Here is a 20,114-nt window from a genome sequence, read left to right as displayed (position 1 = left end):
AGTAAGGGCTAGGCTTGCACACGGTTACCGATGGGCACCGGGCCCTGAAACAGGCCAAAGGCTTTGATTTCGGCTTCCGGTGGAGGCTCGCAACTGCCGACACGGCTGGGGCTCCAGCCGAAGCGCTGCTTCATCCCCGCCATGGCTTCGGCCATCTTGAACGCGGCGACCACCGGGTCGATCACAGGTACGCCGACCTCACGCTGCACCTGTTCGAAGAAACCGAATTCGATGGTGCAGCCCAAAATGATCGCTTCCGCGCCATCTTCCTCGACCGCCAAAAACGCTTGTTCAATGATTCGGCGTCGGGTGAGGGCCGGGTCTTTCTGGAACTCATCGACGCCCATGCCCAGCGCGCGCATAGAGGCGAGTCGATCCGCCGAGCCGTAGCCGCGAACGCGCTCGCGCATTTGCTCCATCCATTTATCTCGCCCTACGATGATCGAATAACGGTTAGCCAGTTGGTCGGCGATCTGCAGGCTGGCCTGGCAGGGAGCAACCACCAGGCAGTTGCCGGAGATTTCCCGGGCATCCTCCAGGGCCGGATCGTAGAAGCAGCCGATCACCAGGGCATCGATGTTTTGCTGGGCGCAATCGCGGGCAATGCGTACCGTGCGCTCGTAGGTCATTGCCTCGTAGGCCCGGTACTCCAGGTGTGTCGGGCTGGGCTGCATATCGAACGACACCACTTCCAGGTGTGTCGAGGGGTGCTTGATGCCGTGCAGCAACTCGGCGATCGGTGCGTCGAACATCGAGCAACCAATCGGGTTAAGCCAGCGCACTGTCACCGGCACATCGTGTGGTGGGGGAGTGGGGGTTGGGGTTTGCATCGGTTATTTCCTCGGATAGGGGGCCAATTGGCGCTAGAAAAACTTCACCAGCGCCATGGTCAGCTCATTGGAATGGGGCAGGTTGGCGCTGTGGTAGTAGTCGAAATTCAGATTTGCAGACAGGTAGAGTCCCTGTTGGGAAAAGCCTGTGTAGGTCATCGACGGTCCGATTTTTCCAACCCGCGACTCGGCATAGTCCGAGGCTGTTCGATTGTTGATGTGGTAGACGTGATGCGCGCCCAGCCACAGGTCATCGGTGACGAGGTAGCCGGCGGCGACGTTGGCCAGCCATAGGCTGACACCGCCTTGCAAGCGCTTGGGATCGCCGCTGCCGAGATCTGTGGTGTTGCGGTTACGTGCGGCGTAATGGATGCCAACTGGGGTGAAGGTCGCGGCGAATTTTCCGACACGCAGGTAATTGGCGAGGCTGAAACTCAGCGCATAGCGGTTGGCAAAGGCACCGTAACCGGCAACTTCGTTGTTACCGTTGGGGAACTCGACCGTCAGCGTCGGGTTGGTCCAGAACGTGGTGTAGTCCTCTGAACCATAGGCGCTGGCGGGCTCGACCACGTTGTAGTAGTAGGCAAAGCCGAGATTGGGTGAGGCGATGCCCCAGGGGCTGACGTTTTTCGCGTCGTTGGTGCTGGCGTATCCCGGAACGGCGCCGACCCAGAACTGCAATTGGTCGCGGGTGGTGTCGGTAAAACCGGTCTCGGAAAAGTACGCAAGCACCGTATTGCCACCGGCACGTACATTGCCGTCGGTGTTGCGGTTGAAGACCGGGAAGGTTTCCAAAGCCCAGCGTCCCGGCAGCCCTGGTTGACCGAAGCCGATGAATTGTTCGGCTTGGGTTGAAGGGCTGCTGCCCAACACCAACGCCAGCGAGCACGCAGCGCCGAAGCGCGAGAGTGGAAGTTGCAACATGACGGTTCTCTCTTATTGTTGTAGGTCAACGCATGGAAAGCCGCCGCACGGCGGTGTATTGGGATCAGGGCATGACGCCGTACACGGCGCGGGCGGTTTGCGCGTCGAGGTAGCCATTCTTCAAGTCGTCGCGCACGGCCGCCGCGTCACGGGCTGCGGGTGCGCCGTAGCCACCGCCGGCCCCCGTGCGTACCCGCACCAGGTCGCCGGCATTGAGAGGGATGCTGCTGGCCATGGCGTAGCGTTCCGGCGGGTTGTCGCCGCGCAGCACTTCGACGTAATTGGGGGTGCCATCCTGGCCCTGTTGCAGGCCCCAGGGTGGAACGACCGAGCGGGTGTAACCACAGGTCAGAAAGCTGTCATCGGCCCGTACGCGATAGTCGATGCAGATGCCTCGTCCGCCGCGGAACTGGCCGTGCCCACCGGGTTCGTCATTCAGCGCCATGCGCTCGACATACAGGCCGTAACGGGCCTCACAGACTTCCACTGGACAGTTGAAGGTCTCGCCATGCAGGCCGCAATAAACGGCGTTGTTGCCGTCACGTCCGGGCTCGGCGCCCCAACCACCGATTTCCGGCTCCACCAGGGTAAACAGCCGACCGGTATCCGGATGCCGGCCGCCGATAACAGTGGCGCATACCGAAGAGAAATTGCCCGCCGGCAAGCGGTCGGGAAAATGCTGGGCCAGGCAGCGCAAGATCAGATCGTGTACGCGAATCAGGTTTTCAAAGTAAAACCCCTCTGCGGCGGGCAGTTGCGCATCGAATAGCGAACCGGGGCGTGTCAGTACATTCAACGGCCGGAACGTGCCTCCATTGGTAATGCCTTGCGGGGCAGTCAGGGATTTGAACGCCATTTGGGCGGCAACCACCGCGCCATCCCGGCTGAGGTTAGTGGGCCCGGTGCACTGGTCGGGGTTGTCGCGCAGGTCCACGGTCATTGCACGGTCATGGATCTGCACCGACACCGAATACAGGCTGCCGTCGTCTTGCGGCTCCACCAGAGAAAGGTTGACATTGGGCAGTTCGGCCAGGGCTTTGCGCGATACCTTTTCGCCCAGGTCCATGAAGTCCTGCATCGCCAGCAAAAACAGGTCAGTACCGTATTTGGCGGTCAACTCACGCAGGTGCAAGGCCCCGCCGCGCACCGCCGCTACGCCAGCCCATAGATCGCCTTCCATGAAATCCGGCATGCGCGTGTTGGCCCGCAGTATCTGCAGCACTGAGCGGATCGGTTGGCCACGGCTGATCAGCTTGACCGAGCACAGGCGCAGCCCTTCCTGAAAGATGTCGGTAGCCTCAGTGGACATCGACCCGGGGACCATGCCGCCGACATCGTTCCAGTGGGCGATATTCGCGGTCCAGGCCACGCGCCTGCCCTCGGCAAACACGGGCATGGCCAGCACCACATCGTTCAGGTGAGTGACTGCGCCACCGTGGGGGTCATTGCAGATGAACACATCGCCGTCTTCGATTTCCCCTGGGCGGGCATGTTGCAGCAAGATCTGTTTGACGGCCTTGTCCAGCACGCCTACGAAGGCCGGGATACCTGCGCCGGAGCTGGCAATCTCGCCATTGGCGTCGGTGATGCCGGTGCCCATGTCCAGCACTTCATAAATGACGGGGCTCATGGCAGCTTTGCGCATCGCTACGAACATTTCGTCAGCAATGGCTTGAAGCGAATTTTGGATAATGTCTCGGGTGAAGATGTCGAGCGTATGCATGGCGAGACTCCCGTCAGCCGTTGATCGTGATGTGCAGATTGCCGAAGCGATCCACATGCACCCGGTTTTGTGGATGAACGACGACGGTGGTGCCGGCGTCTTCAATGATGGCGGGGCCGTGGAAACACATTTGGGGTTCCAGCAGGGCGTAGTCGTAGATGGCCGCGTCGTGGATGCCATCGGTTGCGTAGTCGACGACGCGGTGGCCCTTGCGTGCGGCCTCAAGCGTTCGCCCTGTCACTGCAAGCGATTCGGGAATCAGCTTGTCAATTTGCGCGATGGCGACCAGGTGGAAGCCGACGATCTCCACGGGAGCGTCCAGGCAGTAGGTGTAATGCTGTTCGTACAGGGTATGAAAACGATGCTCGATGTGTGCCCAGTCACGTTCGAGGTGTTCATCGGCGTCCAGCGGCACTTCGACCGAGTGTTCCTGGTTCTGGTAGCGCAGCTTGCAATTGACCTTCAATTCGACCCGCTCCGGGGGCACAGCCTCGGCGATGAACTGCTCGCGGGCCGAGGCCATCAGTTCGTTCAGGAACGCCTGGGTGTGCGCCTGTGCCTGTGGCTGGGTGGTGTCGACAAAACGATTGATAAACAGGTCGCGGCGTAAGTCCGACAGGGTCATGCCCCAGGCTGAAAACACCGAGGCGCCGCGCGGGACGATGACTTTTTTGACGCCCAGCTCTTGAGCCAAGGCGACCGCATGCAGCGCGCCACCGCCGCCAAAGGCCATCAGGGTCAGGTCCCGGGGATCGTGACCACGGCTAAGCGACACCAGCTTCAGGGCGTTGACCATGTTGTTATTGGCCAGGCGCACCACACCACGGGCAATTTCATCGGCAGGCAGATCCAAGCGTTCGCTGAGCAGGCTGAAGCCGTCCGCTACTGCTTGTAGGTCGGCTACCACTTCGCCGCCGCAGAAGTACGCCGGGTTGATCCGGCCGAGTGCCAGGTTGGCATCCGTGGTGGTGATGTCGGTGCCACCGTTACCGTACGCCGCCGGGCCGGGCAGAGCGCCCGCTGATTGCGGGCCGACATGCAGCTTGTCAAACCCGTCGACCCAGGCAATGGAGCCGCCGCCGTTGCCGATTTCCACCAGGTCCACCACGGGCACCATGATGGGGTAACCGGCATTGAGGCGGTCTCGTTCGATCCAGTAGTCCGTCTTGATCGCGACCTGGCCATCGCGGATTAGTGCGCATTTGGCCGTGGTGCCGCCGATGTCGAGCCCCAGCAAGTTGGGTTCGCCAATCAAGCGTCCCAACTCGGCGGCCGCCCAGAAACCACTGGCCGGCCCGGACTCGACCATGGTGATCGGGATGTCCCTGGCGTGGGCCACACTGTCAACGCCGCAATTGGACTGCATGATATACAGCGGCGCCTCGTAGCCTGCGCTGCGCAGACCCGCCTCCAGTTCATCGAGGTAGCGCGCCGCTATCGGTTGCACGTAGGCCGACAGCACGGTGGTGCTGGAGCGCTCGTACTCGCGCCATTCACGGGTGATCTGATGTGAAGCGACCACCGATACTTCAGGCCACAGCCGCTTCACTTCGGCCAATACCGCCTGCTCGTGGCTGGGGTTGGCGTAGGCATGCAGCAGGCAAATAGCAATGGCTTGCACGCCATCGGCGCGCAAGGCGTCGATGATGGCGGGCAGCTCATCGAGTATTACAGGCTCGCGCTCACGGCCGTCGGTGTGCAGGCGCTCGGTGATTTCCCGGCGTAGGTAGCGCGGCACAAACGGCGCAGGTTTGACCCATTTCAGGTTGAAATAGTCTGGGCGGTTGGCCCGGGCAATTTCCAGGATGTCGCGAAAGCCTCGGGTGGTGATCAGCGCGGTCTTGACCCCACGCCGTTCGGTAAGCGCGTTGATGACAACAGTGGTGCCGTGGGCGAGGAAGTCGACTTCCGAAAGCGTTACCCGTGCCTTTTTGATGACATTGAGAATGCCTTGGGCAAAGTTCGGTGGCGTGGTGTCCACCTTCGCCGTACGCAGAGTCTGCTGGCCGGTGACGGGATCACTTTCGAAGTACACAAGGTCAGTAAAGGTGCCGCCCACATCGGTGGCTACGCGTACGGTTTTTCGGCTTTTCTGCACGGTTCGTCTCCTGGGTCGTGTCTTGGCGCAAGCAGGAGAAGGACGGCATGGCGCCCCTCATTGCTGATGGTCACGATGCTAGGCAGGGCGCTGGGCGGGGGGCCACAGATGGGGCGGGTAGGTCGCAGGCCGGTAGGTGGCAAGACCTACCCGCCTGGGTGGGTTGGTGGCTTAGAAAGTGGTGTCGAGGTGCCCTTGGCGTATTGCAGCGCTGATTGCCGCGGTGCGGTTGTCCACGCCCAGCTTGGCGAACAGGTGTTTGAGGTGGAACTTTACCGTGTTCTCGGAGATGTCCAGGGCGAGGGCGATGGCCTTGTTGGATTGACCGCTGACAAGCAGCTCCAGTATCTGCGCTTCCTTGCCACTCAGGGCCATGTGCGCCGGCGTTGGGTGCGAGCGCCAGCCGCGCAGTCGCGTGATGGCTGTGGTCAGTAGTGTTGTGGGTTTGGGGTAGGCCTCCAGTGCCGGCAGCAGGCTGGGGCCGACTTCCAGCAACAGGCCGGGCAGGGCGTACTGCATGATCGGGGCAAGGGCCATGTCGAGTTCTTCTGCTTGGAGCTGCCGGCCGTTTTTCGCCGCGGCCAGGGCCATCAACCTCAAGCGCCAGGCGGGTAGACGCAGACCTTTGTTCTCCATCTCTTCAGCGGTTCGTTGAAGGTCGGTCCATGCGGCGCCCGAGTGACCGCTGAGCAACCGCAAGCGGCCCAATGCCAGGCTGGCAGCTTCCTGACTACGCCAGTCTTCGCGCTGACCTGCAATCTGTTCCAGATTGGCCTGCAGGAGCGCTTGGCGAGCGGCATGCAGTTGCCCACTCTGTACCTGGGCATCGATGCGCCAGGCCTGTACCAGACGCAATAGCCGTGGCCACTGGCGCGCGTGCGCCAGGTGGTCGGCATGGTCCAACTCCTGCAGTGCGGCATGCAACCCATGGCTGCGTAACCGCGAACGCCACGCTACCTCCGCCGTCATCGCAACCACATCGAGCCAGCCATCGGCGTGTTCCAATGCAGCCCAGCCGTCGTCCAGCCACGGCTGGATTTCGGACCAAGTACCTTGCCAATAGAGCTGGCGTGCCTTGAAGCAGCCGACCAGGGCCCGCAGCGAACTCTCCTGACCAAAATGGCCGTCGGCAAATGCCAGGGCCTCGTCCACCAATGTAGTGGCTTCGTTGATAGACCCTGATAACGCCAGGGCCTGGGCTTCATGGATCCGGCAGTAGTTTTCGCCACGCGGGCTGGCGATCACGCGCATTTTGACGTGAGCGTCCCTGATGGTGCGCAGGCTCGAAACCAACTCGCCGCGCGTCAGGTCCGCCAGTGCGTGCACGCACTCCAGCGTGGCTTGCGCGAGGGTCTGGTCAAGGGGATAGGGGCTGCTATGGAACGTCGTAACATCAGCATCAAGGCACTCAAAGCAGTCCTGGTAAGCATTCGCCAAGGTTTGGATAACATGAAAGTCTCGGGCCAGTCGTGCATCCCCGACCACCGTGCCACGGGCCAGGTGCAACAGCTGTGTGGACAATTTGTGATCGCCCAGCTTGGCGTGCAGGTAGGCTTGGAGCAGCAGGAGGTCCGGCTGGGTATTGCAGGTAACGGCGTCGAACTGACTCAACAAACCCTGGGCGTAACGAATGCCATGGTGCAGCACCAGTTCCCAGCCGCCTGCGCGGACCACCAGGTTCACCGCCAGTGGGATGTCCCCCGCCTTGAGCGCGTGATGAATGGCTTGGCTCCAGTCCTGTTGCTGCGCCAACCAATGTGCGGCGGCGCGGTGAATTGCCTGGGCTTGATGACTGTCGATACGCAAGCGCAGGAAGTCACGTAGCAATGCGTGATAGCGAAACCACTGGCGTTCGGGGTCCAGGGGAATCAGTAGCGTGTCGAGGTGCGATAGTTGCCTGAAGAGGTCTGCGCTGTCATGGCGGCCGCGCACCGCATCTGCCAAATCGGCATTGAACCGTTGCAGCAAAGAGGTCTGCAGCAGCAGTGATTGGCAGTCCGCGGACAGGCTGTTGAATACATGCGCGGTGAGGTAGTTCGCAACGTCCGTCACTCCCCCGGAGAACGCTGTCAAGCCATACACCGAGCCGTCAATGCTGGTACGCCAGAGGCGTGCCAATTGCACTGCCACGGCCCATCCCTCGGTCGCGATGTGTACGCGACATAGGTCGTTCTCATCCAATCCATTGCCTAGAATGCCACGCACCTCGTGCAAGGACAGGATCAACTCCCGGGCGCTGATCTCGTGTACCCAGCCTTTGGCTTTCCAGCGTGACAGCGGCCAGTCCGGACGGGTCCTGCTGGCGACCACCCAACGCAAGCCCGACGCAGCTTGCTCTGTTAATACACCTAGTATCGAACTCACTTCCGGGCTGGCGGCGAGGTGATAGTCATCCAAAAAAAGCGTGATCGCCCGATCTTCCTCGGCAAGCGCGCGCAGTAGCGCCTGGATCGTGCGTTGTGGTTGTACATCCAAGGCTTGCAAGGCTGCCAGGCGCGGCAAGTGCGCCAGCGCAACACCGGCATGGTCCAGCGAAAGGATCAGGTACGCGAGGAAGCGATTGGGGTCTGCGTCAGACTCGTCCAGTGACAACCAGGCCACTATTGCCTTGGGTGTCTGCTGCCGTATGGCTGCGTGCGATTGCATCAGCAGCGTGGTTTTACCGTAACCAGCGGGGGCCGTCAGCAGTGTCAATGGGACAAGGGCGTTCGTTTGCATGGAAGCCAGCAAGGCCTCACGCACAACTGAGGTGAGCATTGGCTGTGGAGGGGTGAGTTTACCGATCCAATACCAAGCATTGGATGAATGAGCGGGGGACTGTTGTTTCATGGTGAGGCGCACCGATGAAGAGCTGTTGGGGCCGTTTTAACAGCAAACTACGCGAGTTGTTGATTGACTGTGTTACCCGCAGTTTCTAAGTAAATCGCCCCGAATTCTCCAGACACTTTGCAGACTCGTGGTCGTGGACGCCCACCATCCCCGATCACTGACGATGGTGATGCTCGCAAATGTGGGAACCAGGCGCGATGCAATCAGGGTATATGCGCAGCTTGGTCCCACCGAAAATGTCCCACTAACTCTGTGGCTTTTCTGGCGAGCTTTTTCTCGTCATGTCTTTGTTTTTTTACTACTATCCTTCATCTGTGTACTCAAGGAAGAGGGGCTGAGCGCCTTGAGGCTGGTAGAAAATTTACACTCGATCATTGAGTGAGTTTTTACTTTTACCCAGAACCTAACGACTCAGCCAGCCGTAATTACTTTTTGGTGGAACCGATGGATAAAATGTGTGGCATCGTTGTAGTGGTAGGACTTGCCCTCTCGGGATGCGCTACGAAAACTCCAGAAAAACCTAAAGAAGTGACGCCGCCTCCTGCCGTAGTTCAACAAGCACCACCTGAAGCCGCACCTTCGACACCCTATACTGTGCGATATGAGGCTGCACCCGCCGCCAGTGCTGACGCGCAAGCCCACGCTTCTGCTGAGGCCGATCAGTCAGACTCTGAAACAAACTTGAACCAAAATCGCGCTGAGCAATGCCGTAAAGAGTTGGATGTTTTGAAGGTTTACAACAAAGCGTCTTACGCCAAATACGAAGCGGAATACCAAGGCATTGCGGCCAAGACTGCAAAATACATGGAAATCAAAGACTCGCTGGGTCCTGATTTGAACTACATGGTTATGCCGGCTTATCAATTTCAAATCCGTGAATTCTGCTTCCGGGTTAAGACCCGTCTGTCAGAGCTTGTGCTTCGCCAAGCCAAATAACGATTTGATGTTCGGAGGCGTCTTTTACCAGTCACGGAAGCACTAGAAAGGTTTCCATCTCTGATGAAATGTTCGCCTCACGGGAATCGCACGGTTAAGCGCCAATGACGCAGAGTGCCTTCGCTGCTGCCGAATTGGCGGGTAAATATAAGCGCCTGATCGGCTTCTTGGTCCAGAGAGGTCAGGCGGCTTCTCCCAATGCCGCTGGCATCGCCCATATCTGGAATCCGCTTGCGCGTTTTCGGGCGAATGTCGTGGGAACTGCACACCAGCGGATGCTGGATGCGTATCTCCCCTGTCTCCTTTCTCTGGTTTTCGTAATTGTTTTTTCGCGTGTGTCGTCGAAACGCAACCGGAGCAATGGTTGGGCAGTCGTTTAACCACAAACTACTTGAATGGAGAACACCGTGGGCTTACGGATAGAGCTGAATGACGCGCCGCAAGAGGTCGACTACCAGGCGATTCTGGCGCCATTGAAAGAATACAACCAAGCCCAAGCGGGCCTTATCGAAACTGAAAAGTTTGCGCTTTTAATCAAGGATGACGTGGGCGCCACTCAAGGTGGGCTATACGCGAGAATTTCTGGACAGTGGTTATTCGTTGAATTGCTGGTGGTGCCCGAAGCGGCGCGAGGGCAGGGTCTGGGCGCAAAATTGATGGCCAGGGCGGAAGCTCAGGCGCGTGAGAAAGGCTGCCAAGGTATCTGGCTGGACACATTCTCTTTCCAGGCTCCGGACTTTTACCGCCGCTTGGGCTTCAGCCTATTTGGAGAACTTAAGGATTATCCCGTCGCTGGATACAGCCGGTTTTTTATGCAGAAGCGATTTGATTGAATCGGCCCGGTTTTTCCAGGCAGGCTGAGACCTTCCGGATGACGAGTGCATTGACAAAGACACCCGTCATTTCCCCAGAGTCAGTTAGCAGTCAGAGCACCAACTACCGGCACGATCAACACGGTACTGATCGCCATCGACAACACATTGCCAATATACGGATGCATGTGCTTTGGCAGCCTCCCGGCAATCGCGCAGGCCAATGGCGGTGCGATCAGCGCCCCCAGCAAAGCACTGAGCACAATCACGCTCGCGCTCCCTCCATGGGTCAACACCGCCGCAGGTACTACGGACACCAACGGCACATAGGTCGGATACCACCCACGCTTTCGCCATTGCTGACGCCACAACAGGACGCCCAGCAGTGAGGCCAGCGCCTGACCCGTGACCAAATGGGGCAACCATCCCGACCCGTAGGCAGGGCTTAAGGGATTCAACGCATAGGCCAGCAAAACCCCGGCGAGCAACCCCAGGCTCGCCCATTCATTGCCAAAAAACGGCGCTTCCGAAAAGTCGGCCAACACTCGGCGCAATGTCCAGCGAACTCCGTAGTCCGGTGGAGCAACGGTCGTGGTAGGGGGGACATTGACCCTGCTCTCAGGTTTACGGCTAACCAACCCTGGCAATGCCCGACACAGCAAAAACGCCGCCACGCTGCCCAGTGCCATACCCAGGACATTCCCGATCACCACCGGCAATCCCAACGGGAGGCATAAGTAATTCACGAACAACAGACAACTTGGCGTCACTAGAGTCGCACCGAGTAGGGCACCATTCAGTGTGACCTTCCAGCCACCTCCAAACAGCAACACCATGGCCGCCGGTAACGACACAAATGCCGCAAACGTGGGCTGCCAGGATTCGGAACTAACCGTCCAGCCCCACAGTGCATTGCTCAGCAAGAGCCCAAGCAATGAGCTAGTCACCAGCCAAGGCCAAAGACCCGTGCCATAGCTGATGCTGAAACCCTGCCAGCGCTGGGCGTAACGGCTGGTCCAGTAACCGAATGCACCGCCAAGCAGCAAGCCTATAGATGCAAACTCATGTTTGTAAAACGCCACCTCGCTGACATCACCGACCACCCAGCGCAACCAGGCAGTCGGTGAAGGCAGGCCGGCTACCATGTCGTTATAGGCGGGCCAGTAGCCCGGCGCGGACGATGAATACATCACCGACAGTGCGGTGATCGTTCCGATGGTGACGAGTGTAAAAGCAATCAGGATCGTTAGATGGCGAGCAGCCGAGTCTGATGACGGTTTCGTCGAGATAAAGTCCATGATCCTGCCCCCATCAACGTGGCAGGCACGGGTGGTGGCGATAGCCGAGCATGCCGTCATACAGGTCGATGCGGCGATCACGCTGCAGGTCGTTCAGATCATTCCAGATCGGTGCGCTGCGGGCGCTGGACAGATCGATGTCGGCATACAAAATGGCCTGCTCATTCGGCGAGGCGACTTTGCCGATTGGCCAACCGTTGGTGCCAGCGATCAGCGAACAACCAAGGTACCGCCCCCCATGTTCCTCACCGATCCGGTTGGCAGCGGCGATGAATACGTTGTTGACGTGGGCGGCGGTCATGGTCAGGTAGGAGGCCATGCATTTGCCCGCTTCATCGAACAGCGGCGGCGGAGTCCACACCCAGTTGTTCAAGCTGCAAATGATGTCGGCGCCTTGCTGGGTCAGTATGCGAGGGACTTCAGGGAACCAGATGTCCCAGCAAATCAGCAAGCCGACGCGGCCGATGGGCGTCTCAAACACCGGGAAACCTAGATTGCCCGGCGTAAACCACAGCTTTTCCTTGTTCCACAGGTGGGCCTTGCGGTACTTGCCGATCAAACCATCCGGGCCCAAGAGCACCGCCGTGTCGAACAGTTGCATGCCCTCGCGCTCCGCCAGCCCGGCGACGAGGTATACCTGCCGGTCTCGCGCAAAATCCATCCAGGCTCGGATGCTTGGGCCGTCCGGAATGGACTCGGCATGCTCGAACGCATCTTGGCGATTGCTGAACAGGTAACCGGTATTGGCCAGCTCCGGCAACACAATCAGGTTGGCGCCATTGTTCACCGCTTGCAGGGCCAGGCTAAGGCTGTTGGCGAGGTTGGACTGGCGATTTTGTGTGCCGACTTGCGGATCGAATTGCACAACGGCGACGCGGGCGAGACTGGTAGCTTCGTTCATGGATCATGACCTCTTTTTATTGTTATGGCTCCGCTACGGTAGGCGGATGCTTAAGTAGGAGGTCTTTTCGGTGTGCTCGTCAGTAGTCTGTTTCCGCTAGAGATGTAGGCTCTTGCCATAAAGGCTGGGTCTGGTAGCTCGGGTAGTCGTCAAGAGTAAAATCTTGATCTTTTGCAGGCTTTACTTCCGTTGCTTCTCAAAACGAATGTCCCCTTGCCCTAGATTCTTCACGGGCTGCCAGCCAAGGTTTCTATAGAATCCGCTCGCACGGCTTGCTTCAGCGGTTTCTAGCCATATCTTCTGATGGCGTTGAAACAGGAAAGACTCTGCTTTGTGCATCAGATTACGTCCCAACCCGTACCCTTCGAATTCCGGTAGGACGAAGACCGCGAATACGCAGCCATCTTCAATATCGACCATCGAAAAACCTACTGGAACACCACAGACCTGCGCGACCCAAGCGCACGGAGTCTCTGAAATTGCCTGACTTATGGCTTCAGGTGTTATCCCCATATCCGCTAACTGATCTTCAGATAAGTGATTTTCCTGAACGCTGGTTCGAATCTTGAAAATCGCATCGACATCGGCAAGTTTGGCAAGCCGGACTACTGCTTCCATGGCGTCTTCCTTTTTTCATCCGTGTGATGGAAAGTATCCTTACATATATCGGTGCTAGTGCAGCGAAAATGTCTACGCCGCACCCTTGGAGCCTGCTGGATGAACCGTCAACGTCCACCTGATCACTTCGCAACACCTCCTGCCGCACCAAGCACTGAAAGCACCGCCGCCCATCCGCCTGTTTGGCATAGCGGTCCGGACTTCTTGACCATTAGCAACACCGGTTCGGCCATTTTGGGCTTCTGCTGCGCGGTGCTTATGCTGTTGCCGGCCTTCTGCCTGGCGATACTGCTTTTTGTCGGGCTCGGCGCGATGCAGGACGTGCCATCCGGGGATGAGTCGAGTTTCACAACGTCGTCGTTCATCCTGTTCCTGCTTGGTTTTGTCGTGCTTATGGGCTTGGTCTTTGCGTGGATATTTTCTGAGCCTAGCGTGGAGGCCTTCACGTTCGACGAAAACCAGCGACTGCTGACCCTCACGGTCACTCGGCGCGGACGTAAACCCACTCAATGGCGCGTGCCATTCAGCGACATTATTTACATCTGCCCCTATGTGGTCGCTGCGTTTGACCGCGATGGCCATTTTAGCGTGGTGTTTCAGGGACAAAAGAACAAGGTATTCGAGTTCCGGTTTGCGCAGGGCACTTCTCTGGAAAACATGGAGTTTCATGCGAAGTGGTTGCGGGGAATCATCGGCGAACGGATGCACGAACTACTGAATCTGGACAAATGAGCAAAGCACATCCATCCATTTACGGGTTTTCCATTTCGGCTTTTCAAACGCCTCTAAGGCGATACGAACCTTGATAGGCGTGCGAAAGTGGATCGCGTAGTTAGCCGTGAACAATCCCCCTCGGCGATCTGCAGTAGGCTGGTCGCTCGTTCACGGAGGAAAACATGCGGATCTACATCACTGGCGCCTCGTGCGCAGGTGTCACCACCCTGGGCCAGAACCTTGCCACGCGGCTCGATGTGCAACACGTCGACGTCGATGACTTCTACTGGATGCCCACAAACCCGCCGTTTACGACCAAGCGACCCGCCGATGAACGTGTGTCATTGATTCAGCAAACACTCAGTGGCGAAGCTTGGCTGTTGACCGGTTCCTGCATGGGCTGGGGCGACGCCCTGATGGCTGCTGTCGACCTGATCGTGTTCGTGGTGACACCCACGCCCGTTCGTCTCGAACGCCTGGCGGCCCGTGAAAAACAGCACTTTGGCGATCGGATCGCGCCCGGTGGCGACATGCACCAGATCCATGTGGCCTTTCGGGAGTGGGCTTCGCAGTATGACGATCCGGGCTTTTCAGGGCGCAACCGCGCGTGGCACGAGAGGTGGCTGTCGGAGCAAACGGCGCAGGTGTTGCGCATTGATGGAACGCGGGATGCGCAAAAGATGGCGGCGGATGTCATCCAGGCGCTGCCACGTTAGCCCGGAACCCACTGTCGAACACGCGGTCCGAACGACTGCGCCCCGCGATGGCATCGACCCTCTACCGTGAAGGATCACACCCGATGAAACGATTGACCGCCAGCCTCCTGCTCGCCGGCACCAGCCTGATTTGCGCTTCCAACACCTGGGCGTGGAGCAGCGACGGAGACAAGATCAAGTTGACCGAGGGCGAAATCGCGTTCTGTCGGACCTGGCAGAACGACGGCACTTTGGTGATGTACGCCAGGCAGAAGGGGGAACCCACGCCGACTTACCCTGATGACGCCTACTCTGAGCCCTCCGATGAGCAAAAAAAGATGCGAGCCTATTTCATTCGAGAGGCAAAAAATGTTCAGGTTGCCAACACCGAAAAAGAGCACGTGGCAGTTTCCGAAGCCTTCGGCGTCCAGATGCTGAATCGCTGCGTAGGCCTGGTCACCTCGCTTCCATCGAGCAAGGAACCGTAGGCCGCCATCCGCCGCTGATGGGCCAGCCGGCTCGCGGCGCTGCCGCACATTGCCTGATAAATCCCAGACAAAGAAAAGCCCGCGATGGGGGCACGGGCTAAAGGGATGTTCATTAGGAGCTGGATTAACCATAAGCCTCCGTCTGTGAAAACGGCGTGAAAGGAAAGCCTGCAATACGAGCTTTTTTGTAGGACTGTGCCTCGCTGGTCAGCTGGCGTACTGTGTCGGTTCATTTTTCCCACAGTGAAGGGTGTTATCCATGTCAGATGAAGTACGGCTTGTCGTGATTATCCAGACCCAACCCGGCCGCGGGCCGGACCAGTTGGCAGCGTTCGCGCAACTGGCGCCGCTGGTCAGGGCCGAGCAAGGCTGTATTCAATATGACCTGCACCCCGTCTCCGGCAACCCGGACAGTTTCGTGCTGATCGAGAAGTGGGCGTCCAAAGCTGCGCTCGAAGCCCACCACGCCACGCCCCATATGATCGCGGCGAGCCGGCACAATCCTACGTTCCGCGCCGGGCCTTCCACGGTCTTTTTGCTTGAGGCCGCTGTTTAAGCAAGCGCCTATCGCACTTTTTTGCATTTCCTCGCTCTATCTCTGACCCCACCACATAAATACTCCCTGTGGTCACAAGAGCGAGACCTGGTGCCGATAGTTCGTCTGTTTACTTCATGCAAGCGTCGCTGGACGCGTCAGCCTCTGCTACTGGCTGCCGCGTTCATGCTCTGTACTGTCGGTTGCAGCCAGCAGCAGGCGCGAGATGTGGCCAAGCAATTGAGCAACGGCAAGCCGGATGAGTTCTTTCAGACCAGCGTTGATCGCATGGCGACGCTGGGCATGCGCGCCAATCTGCAAAGTCTGTATTTGCTGATGAACAAACTCTACCTGCGCAACCCCAGCCAATGGCGGCAATCGGGATACCCGGATGCGGTGAGCGCGGCCCGGGAAATCCGCCTGGCGATCGAAAACCGTCGCCCGTTGCCAGCCCTTGGCGAGCGGCGCGACCTGGCGGCGTTGAGCTACTCCTTGAGCCCGGAGTTTCGCGGCGATCGTGTCGGTGCGTTTATCTATGCCATCGGCAGCATGATCGTTACCGCCCACGGCGGGCGCACCGAGTTTTACCTCACCGATTCAATCAACCCGCAATTCGTCAGCAACGCCGCACGCAACATCGAGAAGGCCACCTGGCTGCTCAGCCAGCGCCAGGATGCCAATGGCGTGTTGCTGCTGTTCTCCAACGAAATCTCGGAGGAGGGCAGCAACCTCAGTTTTGCCGTGGAGTTTGGCAAGGTCGTCGCGCGCCTCGACCTGTTGACCCAACTGCTGGATGAGCGCTACCGGCGGATCGGGGTCAACTATGCGCAGAGCTTGTTGCTGATGAATTTTCTGCCGGTACAGTGAGCCACATGCGTACGCCATAGCAGGGAAAAAGCATGGCGTTATCCTCGTCTTGCTTTACATCCTTGTGGCTAAAAATGTCCAATTGCCCCGTGATAGACGGTTTCAGCCGCCTAGCACCCCATCCGCTTTGCCCAAGAGGCCTCAATGCAGATCAACAGCGAGCGTGCAGCCACTGCATGCGGTTTGGTAGCGATTCTCCTGTGGAGTACCGCCGCCGGGCTTATCCGCAGCGTCAGTGAACTGTTCGGCCCATTGGGCGGTGCGGCGTTGATCTACACACTGGGAGCGGTGCTGCTGGTGATGTTCCTGGGACGGCCGCGGGTGCGCGCCACCTCCTGGTTCTACCTGATTGTGGGCAGTGCGCTGTTTGTGGCGTACGAATTGTGCCTGTCGCTGGCATTGGGTTACGCAAGCAATCACAACCAGGCGATTGAGCTGGGTGTGGTGAATTACCTGTGGCCATGCCTGACCGTACTGCTCGCCATCGTCATGAATGGGCAAAAGGCCCGTTGGCTGATCCTGCCTGGCACCGTGCTGGCGTTGTTCGGCATCGTGTGGGTGGTGAGCGGCGATGGCCTGGCCTTGGCCACCATCGTCGCCAATGTGAACAGCAACCCCCTGAGCTATAGCCTCGCGCTCGGCTGTGCAGTCACTTTTGCGCTTTACTGCAATGTCACCCGACGCTACGCCGGCGGGCAAAATCTGGTGATGCTGTTTTTCATCCTGGCCGCCAGTGTGCTCTGGTTGAAATACGCGCTGAGCAGCGAAGTGCTGCCGGCATTCACTTTCAATGGCAGCCTGCAACTGGGTGCGGCCGGTGTGGCCATGGCCGGCGGTTATGCGCTGTGGAACGTCGGAATACTGCGCGGCAACCTGACGTTGCTCGCCACTGCCTCGTACTCTGCGCCGGTGTTGTCTTCGGCATTTGCCGCTGTGTGGCTGGGTGCGCATCTCACTGCACAGTTCTGGCAAGGCGCAGTCCTGGTAACGCTGGGCTCGCTGATGTGCTGGCAGGCAACGCGGGCGCGTTCAACGGCCTGAGCCAGTACGTTGTTTCGCTTTCCAGTGTAGGAACGGGCCTAAGTGCACGGACGCTGCTTGAAACGCTCTCGGCTCGGCAATAGCCTCGGACTTTTCTTAAACATGAGTGGCTGCCTTGGGTAAGCAAAAAACGCGTTGGCCGACTGATCGCGAGATTCGCCTGCGATTTATCCTGTTTGCCGTCATCAATGCCGCGAGCGTTCAAGGCGTTTCTGCGGAGTTGTTATTGCCCGCGCACAAACTGCTGCGGGAATCGCCGACAGAGGCGCAGTTGCACGACACCCTGGCCGAGATTTTGGCGACCGATGAAATGTATGGTTTGCGGTTTCCTCCCGGTTCAGAGGCCGATGAGCTGTTGCAGACGCTGAATCTCAGCCGCGGTTAGATCGATCCTTTCCTTCTGACAGGCCGCCATTGCTGATCGCTTGTACGCCACAGGTAAATACCCGGTTAATCAGGCGTGACTTGAGCGCGATCCTTGTCTTCCCATCTGGGCCCCGCCATTTTCGCCTCCCCGATTTCCAAGGACCCACCCCATGTTGCTGCGTCAACCTCCGCTCCTTTTCGCTGCCCTGACCTTTGGCTCACTGGTGCACGCCGAAGGTCTGCAACTGGCCCCGGTCGAAGTCACCAGCAGCGAAGCCAGCGCTGGCGAAATCGCCGAGGCCCAGCTCAAGAGCGTGCCGGGCGGCACCAACTACATCGACATGGACAGCGTGCAGCAGGGCAGGGTGAGCACCAACGAGGACGTGTTCAAGTACCAGGCCGGGGTGTACGCCAAGGCAGCGAACAACGAAGGGATCAAACTGTCGATCCGTGGCTCGGGCTTGAACCGCAGCCCCGGTGCCCATGGCTCGGGCCTGTATGAAATGTTCGACGGCCTGCCGCTGACCGGCCCCGGCGGCACGCCCTATGAATTGAAAGACCCGTTGTGGCAAAGCCGCGTCGAAGTGCTGCGCGGCGCCAATGGTTTCGACCAGGGCGCCTTGGCCCTGGGGGGCGCGGTCAACTACGTGACCCGCACCGGCTACGATGCGCCCAAACTGCAACTGCGCTATGAAGTGGGCAGCAAAGGTTACGCCCAGCGCGAGATCAGCTCGGGCCAGGTGCTGGGGGATGCCGACTACTACATCAGCCTCACCGACTCCGAATCCGACGGCTACCAACGCCAGAGCGCAGCCACCGGCAAAGGCTTCGCCGCCAACTTCGGCTACCGCTTCAGCCCGGAATTGGAAACGCGTTTTTACATCCGTTACCGCGAAACCACCAACGATACCCCCGGCAAGTTGACGCGCGACCAGATCAGCCACGACCCCCGTGCCGCCAACAGCCTCAACGCCGCCCGTGACTCCAAGCGCCTGCAACCGGGCTCGACCTGGATCGCCAACAAGACCACCTTGCAGCTGGACGACAACTCCCGCGTCGAATTCGGCCTGGCCTACCACGATTACCCGATGGACCTGCGCGAAGGCACCATCCGCCTGAAAGTCGCCTACACCGACATCAGCAGCACCCTCAATTACATCCGCCAGGACACGCTGTTCGGGCACGACAGCAAGACCACCATCGGCCTGCGTACTACCCAGGCGATGCCCAATAACGGTGGCGCGGAATACGTGCGTATACCGGCCGGCAACACCGCAACCTATGCCCCCGGCACCAAGACCCGCGACTACAGCTACCTGGGCTCCGACACCGTGCTGCACATCGGCAACGAGATGGAGCTGGTGCCGGACCTGTGGCTGACCACCGGCCTCGCGGCAATCTATACCCGCCGCGAAACCGAAGTCACTTACCCAGAGACCCACGCACCGCTGAGCCAGCACGATTGGGACTACGCACCACGGGTCGGCCTGCGTTACGACTTCACGCCGCAATTGCAGGTCTACGGCAACCTGAGCCGCTCGGTGGAGCCGCCGCATGCGTGGTCGATGATCTGGGGTTCCAACAAGTACTTTCCCGACCACAGCGGCGCGGCTACAGGCTTGCAGCGCGAAGGTGTCAGCCTGAAAAACCAGACCGCCACCACCCTGGAAGTCGGTGGGCGTGGCGAACACTGGTTCGGCCAGTGGGATCTGGCGCTGTACCGCTCCGAAGTGCGCCACGAACTGCTCACCGTCGAAACCCAGGCGCAGACTGCCACGACCAACGCCATCGTCGCCGAAAACAACGCCAGCCCGACCATCCACCAAGGCATCGAACTGAGCCTGCTCAGCCCGCTGTGGGACGGCGGCGGCAGTGGCAAGCTCGACCTGCGCCAGGCATATACCTTCAGCGACTTCCACTACCGCGACGATGAGCGCTTCGGCGACAACACCTTGCCGGGTATCCCCAGGCACTACTACCAGGGGCAGTTGCGCTACAGCCATCCGACCGGTTTCTACACCAGCTTCAACACCGAGCATTCGTCAAAAGTGGCAGTGGACTATGCCAATTCCTACACGGCTGCGTCCTACACCCTCTTGGGTGCAACCTTCGGTTACGACGCCCCCAAGCACGACTGGCAAGCCTGGGTTGACCTGCGCAACCTCACCAACCGTCGCTACGCCAATACCGTCACGCCGGGTTACGACGACAAGGGCGCAGACATGGCGCGTTCCACACCGGGCGATGGTCGCGGCATCTACACCGGCGTGTCCTGGAGCTGGCGCTGAGGCTGACAGACCGTCATCGCAGGCAAGCCAGCTCCCACAGGGGATTGGCAGTGCCTGGGCGATCTCCAGCCGAGCACTCACTATCCATCAACACCAATCACCTGTGGGAGCGGGCTTGCCCGCGAAAGCGGTGGTTCAGCCAACACCGCTA

Annotated in this window: 19 protein-coding genes; 11 read left to right on the top strand and 8 right to left on the bottom strand. The window is 59.3% G+C overall.

Going from position 1 to position 20,114, the window contains the following annotated elements:
• Window positions 1-8 precede the first annotated feature (8 nt).
• The 5 genes from OPU96_RS05890 to OPU96_RS05870 form a co-directional block, all read right to left on the bottom strand.
• Window positions 9-830 carry an aspartate/glutamate racemase family protein gene (locus OPU96_RS05890; protein WP_226456349.1) on the bottom strand — a complete coding sequence of 274 codons (822 nt, stop codon included), beginning with the start codon at window positions 828-830 and terminating at the stop codon, window positions 9-11.
• A gap of 33 nt (window positions 831-863) precedes the next feature.
• On the bottom strand, window positions 864-1,754 hold the full coding sequence (locus OPU96_RS05885) for a hypothetical protein (RefSeq protein WP_226456348.1): 891 nt from the start codon (window positions 1,752-1,754) through the stop codon (window positions 864-866).
• 64 nt (window positions 1,755-1,818) lie between these two features.
• Window positions 1,819-3,477: a hydantoinase B/oxoprolinase family protein gene (locus OPU96_RS05880; protein WP_498558836.1), complete on the bottom strand. Its 1,659-nt coding sequence runs from the start codon at window positions 3,475-3,477 to the stop codon at window positions 1,819-1,821.
• A 13-nt stretch (window positions 3,478-3,490) separates the two neighbouring features.
• The gene (locus tag OPU96_RS05875) at window positions 3,491-5,575 is read right to left on the bottom strand and encodes a hydantoinase/oxoprolinase family protein (protein ID WP_192296460.1); all 2,085 of its coding nucleotides are present in this window, start codon (window positions 5,573-5,575) and stop codon (window positions 3,491-3,493) included.
• Between the two features lie 171 nt (window positions 5,576-5,746).
• Window positions 5,747-8,176: a winged helix-turn-helix domain-containing protein gene (locus OPU96_RS05870; protein ID WP_498558835.1), complete on the bottom strand. Its 2,430-nt coding sequence runs from the start codon at window positions 8,174-8,176 to the stop codon at window positions 5,747-5,749.
• 606 nt (window positions 8,177-8,782) lie between these two features.
• Between OPU96_RS05870 and OPU96_RS05865 the strand changes: the two genes are divergently transcribed.
• From OPU96_RS05865 to OPU96_RS05855, 3 genes are all read left to right on the top strand, one after another.
• Window positions 8,783-9,340 carry a YuaE family lipoprotein gene (locus OPU96_RS05865; protein ID WP_463983608.1) on the top strand — a complete coding sequence of 186 codons (558 nt, stop codon included), beginning with the start codon at window positions 8,783-8,785 and terminating at the stop codon, window positions 9,338-9,340.
• 104 nt (window positions 9,341-9,444) lie between these two features.
• Complete coding sequence (locus tag OPU96_RS05860; protein ID WP_498558834.1) at window positions 9,445-9,720, top strand: hypothetical protein; 276 nt, start codon at window positions 9,445-9,447, stop codon at window positions 9,718-9,720.
• A 27-nt stretch (window positions 9,721-9,747) separates the two neighbouring features.
• Window positions 9,748-10,173, top strand: a complete 426-nt coding sequence (locus OPU96_RS05855; RefSeq protein ID WP_226456344.1) for a GNAT family N-acetyltransferase — start codon at window positions 9,748-9,750, stop codon at window positions 10,171-10,173.
• 80 nt (window positions 10,174-10,253) lie between these two features.
• Here the strand turns inward: OPU96_RS05855 and OPU96_RS05850 are convergent, their stop codons facing one another.
• The 3 genes from OPU96_RS05850 to OPU96_RS05840 form a co-directional block, all read right to left on the bottom strand.
• Window positions 10,254-11,450 (bottom strand): hypothetical protein, encoded by a 1,197-nt coding sequence (locus OPU96_RS05850; protein ID WP_498558833.1) that lies wholly within the window; start codon window positions 11,448-11,450, stop codon window positions 10,254-10,256.
• Window positions 11,451-11,463: 13 nt separating this feature from the next.
• Window positions 11,464-12,351: a nitrilase family protein gene (locus OPU96_RS05845; RefSeq protein WP_226456342.1), complete on the bottom strand. Its 888-nt coding sequence runs from the start codon at window positions 12,349-12,351 to the stop codon at window positions 11,464-11,466.
• A 180-nt stretch (window positions 12,352-12,531) separates the two neighbouring features.
• Window positions 12,532-12,969 carry a GNAT family N-acetyltransferase gene (locus OPU96_RS05840; RefSeq protein WP_305391066.1) on the bottom strand — a complete coding sequence of 146 codons (438 nt, stop codon included), beginning with the start codon at window positions 12,967-12,969 and terminating at the stop codon, window positions 12,532-12,534.
• Window positions 12,970-13,068: 99 nt separating this feature from the next.
• On the opposite strand from OPU96_RS05840, the gene OPU96_RS05835 reads away from it, so the two are divergent.
• The 8 genes from OPU96_RS05835 to OPU96_RS05800 all read left to right on the top strand — a co-directional run bounded on the left by OPU96_RS05835 (window position 13,069) and on the right by OPU96_RS05800 (window position 19,963).
• Window positions 13,069-13,701, top strand: coding sequence for a hypothetical protein (locus tag OPU96_RS05835; RefSeq protein WP_498558832.1), 633 nt, complete (start codon window positions 13,069-13,071; stop codon window positions 13,699-13,701).
• Between the two features lie 164 nt (window positions 13,702-13,865).
• Complete coding sequence (locus OPU96_RS05830; RefSeq protein ID WP_498558831.1) at window positions 13,866-14,399, top strand: ATP-binding protein; 534 nt, start codon at window positions 13,866-13,868, stop codon at window positions 14,397-14,399.
• Window positions 14,400-14,482: 83 nt separating this feature from the next.
• On the top strand, window positions 14,483-14,866 hold the full coding sequence (locus OPU96_RS05825; RefSeq protein WP_226456338.1) for a hypothetical protein: 384 nt from the start codon (window positions 14,483-14,485) through the stop codon (window positions 14,864-14,866).
• Window positions 14,867-15,125: 259 nt separating this feature from the next.
• Window positions 15,126-15,422 (top strand): putative quinol monooxygenase, encoded by a 297-nt coding sequence (locus OPU96_RS05820; protein WP_498558830.1) that lies wholly within the window; start codon window positions 15,126-15,128, stop codon window positions 15,420-15,422.
• Window positions 15,423-15,587: 165 nt separating this feature from the next.
• Entirely contained in the window at window positions 15,588-16,268 is a 681-nt protein-coding gene (locus tag OPU96_RS05815) for a hypothetical protein (protein ID WP_192296451.1), read from the top strand.
• A gap of 144 nt (window positions 16,269-16,412) precedes the next feature.
• Window positions 16,413-17,309 carry an aromatic amino acid DMT transporter YddG gene (gene yddG, locus OPU96_RS05810; RefSeq protein ID WP_192296450.1) on the top strand — a complete coding sequence of 299 codons (897 nt, stop codon included), beginning with the start codon at window positions 16,413-16,415 and terminating at the stop codon, window positions 17,307-17,309.
• A 115-nt stretch (window positions 17,310-17,424) separates the two neighbouring features.
• A complete protein-coding gene (locus OPU96_RS05805; RefSeq protein WP_192296449.1) occupies window positions 17,425-17,694 on the top strand; it encodes a hypothetical protein in 270 nt (89 codons plus the stop codon).
• A 151-nt stretch (window positions 17,695-17,845) separates the two neighbouring features.
• Window positions 17,846-19,963 carry a TonB-dependent receptor family protein gene (locus OPU96_RS05800; RefSeq protein ID WP_498558829.1) on the top strand — a complete coding sequence of 706 codons (2,118 nt, stop codon included), beginning with the start codon at window positions 17,846-17,848 and terminating at the stop codon, window positions 19,961-19,963.
• Window positions 19,964-20,114: the final 151 nt, after the last annotated feature.

The organism is Pseudomonas sp. RP-B7 (assembly GCF_059803535.1).
Note: the sequence above shows the minus strand (reverse complement) of the source record. Positions and strands in the feature narration are given on the sequence as shown.

Excerpts from the sequence above, each read along its gene's own strand:
- OPU96_RS05825 (WP_226456338.1), top strand. The coding sequence starts at position 14,483 with ATGAAACGATTGACCGCCAGCCTCCTGCTCGCCGGCACCAGCCTGATT.
- yddG (WP_192296450.1), top strand. The coding sequence starts at position 16,413 with ATGCAGATCAACAGCGAGCGTGCAGCCACTGCATGCGGTTTGGTAGCG.
- OPU96_RS05800 (WP_498558829.1), top strand. The coding sequence starts at position 17,846 with ATGTTGCTGCGTCAACCTCCGCTCCTTTTCGCTGCCCTGACCTTTGGC.
- OPU96_RS05890 (WP_226456349.1), bottom strand. The coding sequence starts at position 830 with ATGCAAACCCCAACCCCCACTCCCCCACCACACGATGTGCCGGTGACA.
- OPU96_RS05845 (WP_226456342.1), bottom strand. The coding sequence starts at position 12,351 with ATGAACGAAGCTACCAGTCTCGCCCGCGTCGCCGTTGTGCAATTCGAT.
- OPU96_RS05840 (WP_305391066.1), bottom strand. The coding sequence starts at position 12,969 with ATGGAAGCAGTAGTCCGGCTTGCCAAACTTGCCGATGTCGATGCGATT.
- OPU96_RS05815 (WP_192296451.1), top strand. The coding sequence starts at position 15,588 with ATGCTCTGTACTGTCGGTTGCAGCCAGCAGCAGGCGCGAGATGTGGCC.
- OPU96_RS05835 (WP_498558832.1), top strand. The coding sequence starts at position 13,069 with ATGAACCGTCAACGTCCACCTGATCACTTCGCAACACCTCCTGCCGCA.
- OPU96_RS05820 (WP_498558830.1), top strand. The coding sequence starts at position 15,126 with ATGTCAGATGAAGTACGGCTTGTCGTGATTATCCAGACCCAACCCGGC.
- OPU96_RS05850 (WP_498558833.1), bottom strand. The coding sequence starts at position 11,450 with ATGGACTTTATCTCGACGAAACCGTCATCAGACTCGGCTGCTCGCCAT.
- OPU96_RS05885 (WP_226456348.1), bottom strand. The coding sequence starts at position 1,754 with ATGTTGCAACTTCCACTCTCGCGCTTCGGCGCTGCGTGCTCGCTGGCG.
- OPU96_RS05860 (WP_498558834.1), top strand. The coding sequence starts at position 9,445 with ATGACGCAGAGTGCCTTCGCTGCTGCCGAATTGGCGGGTAAATATAAG.
- OPU96_RS05830 (WP_498558831.1), top strand. The coding sequence starts at position 13,866 with ATGCGGATCTACATCACTGGCGCCTCGTGCGCAGGTGTCACCACCCTG.
- OPU96_RS05880 (WP_498558836.1), bottom strand. The coding sequence starts at position 3,477 with ATGCATACGCTCGACATCTTCACCCGAGACATTATCCAAAATTCGCTT.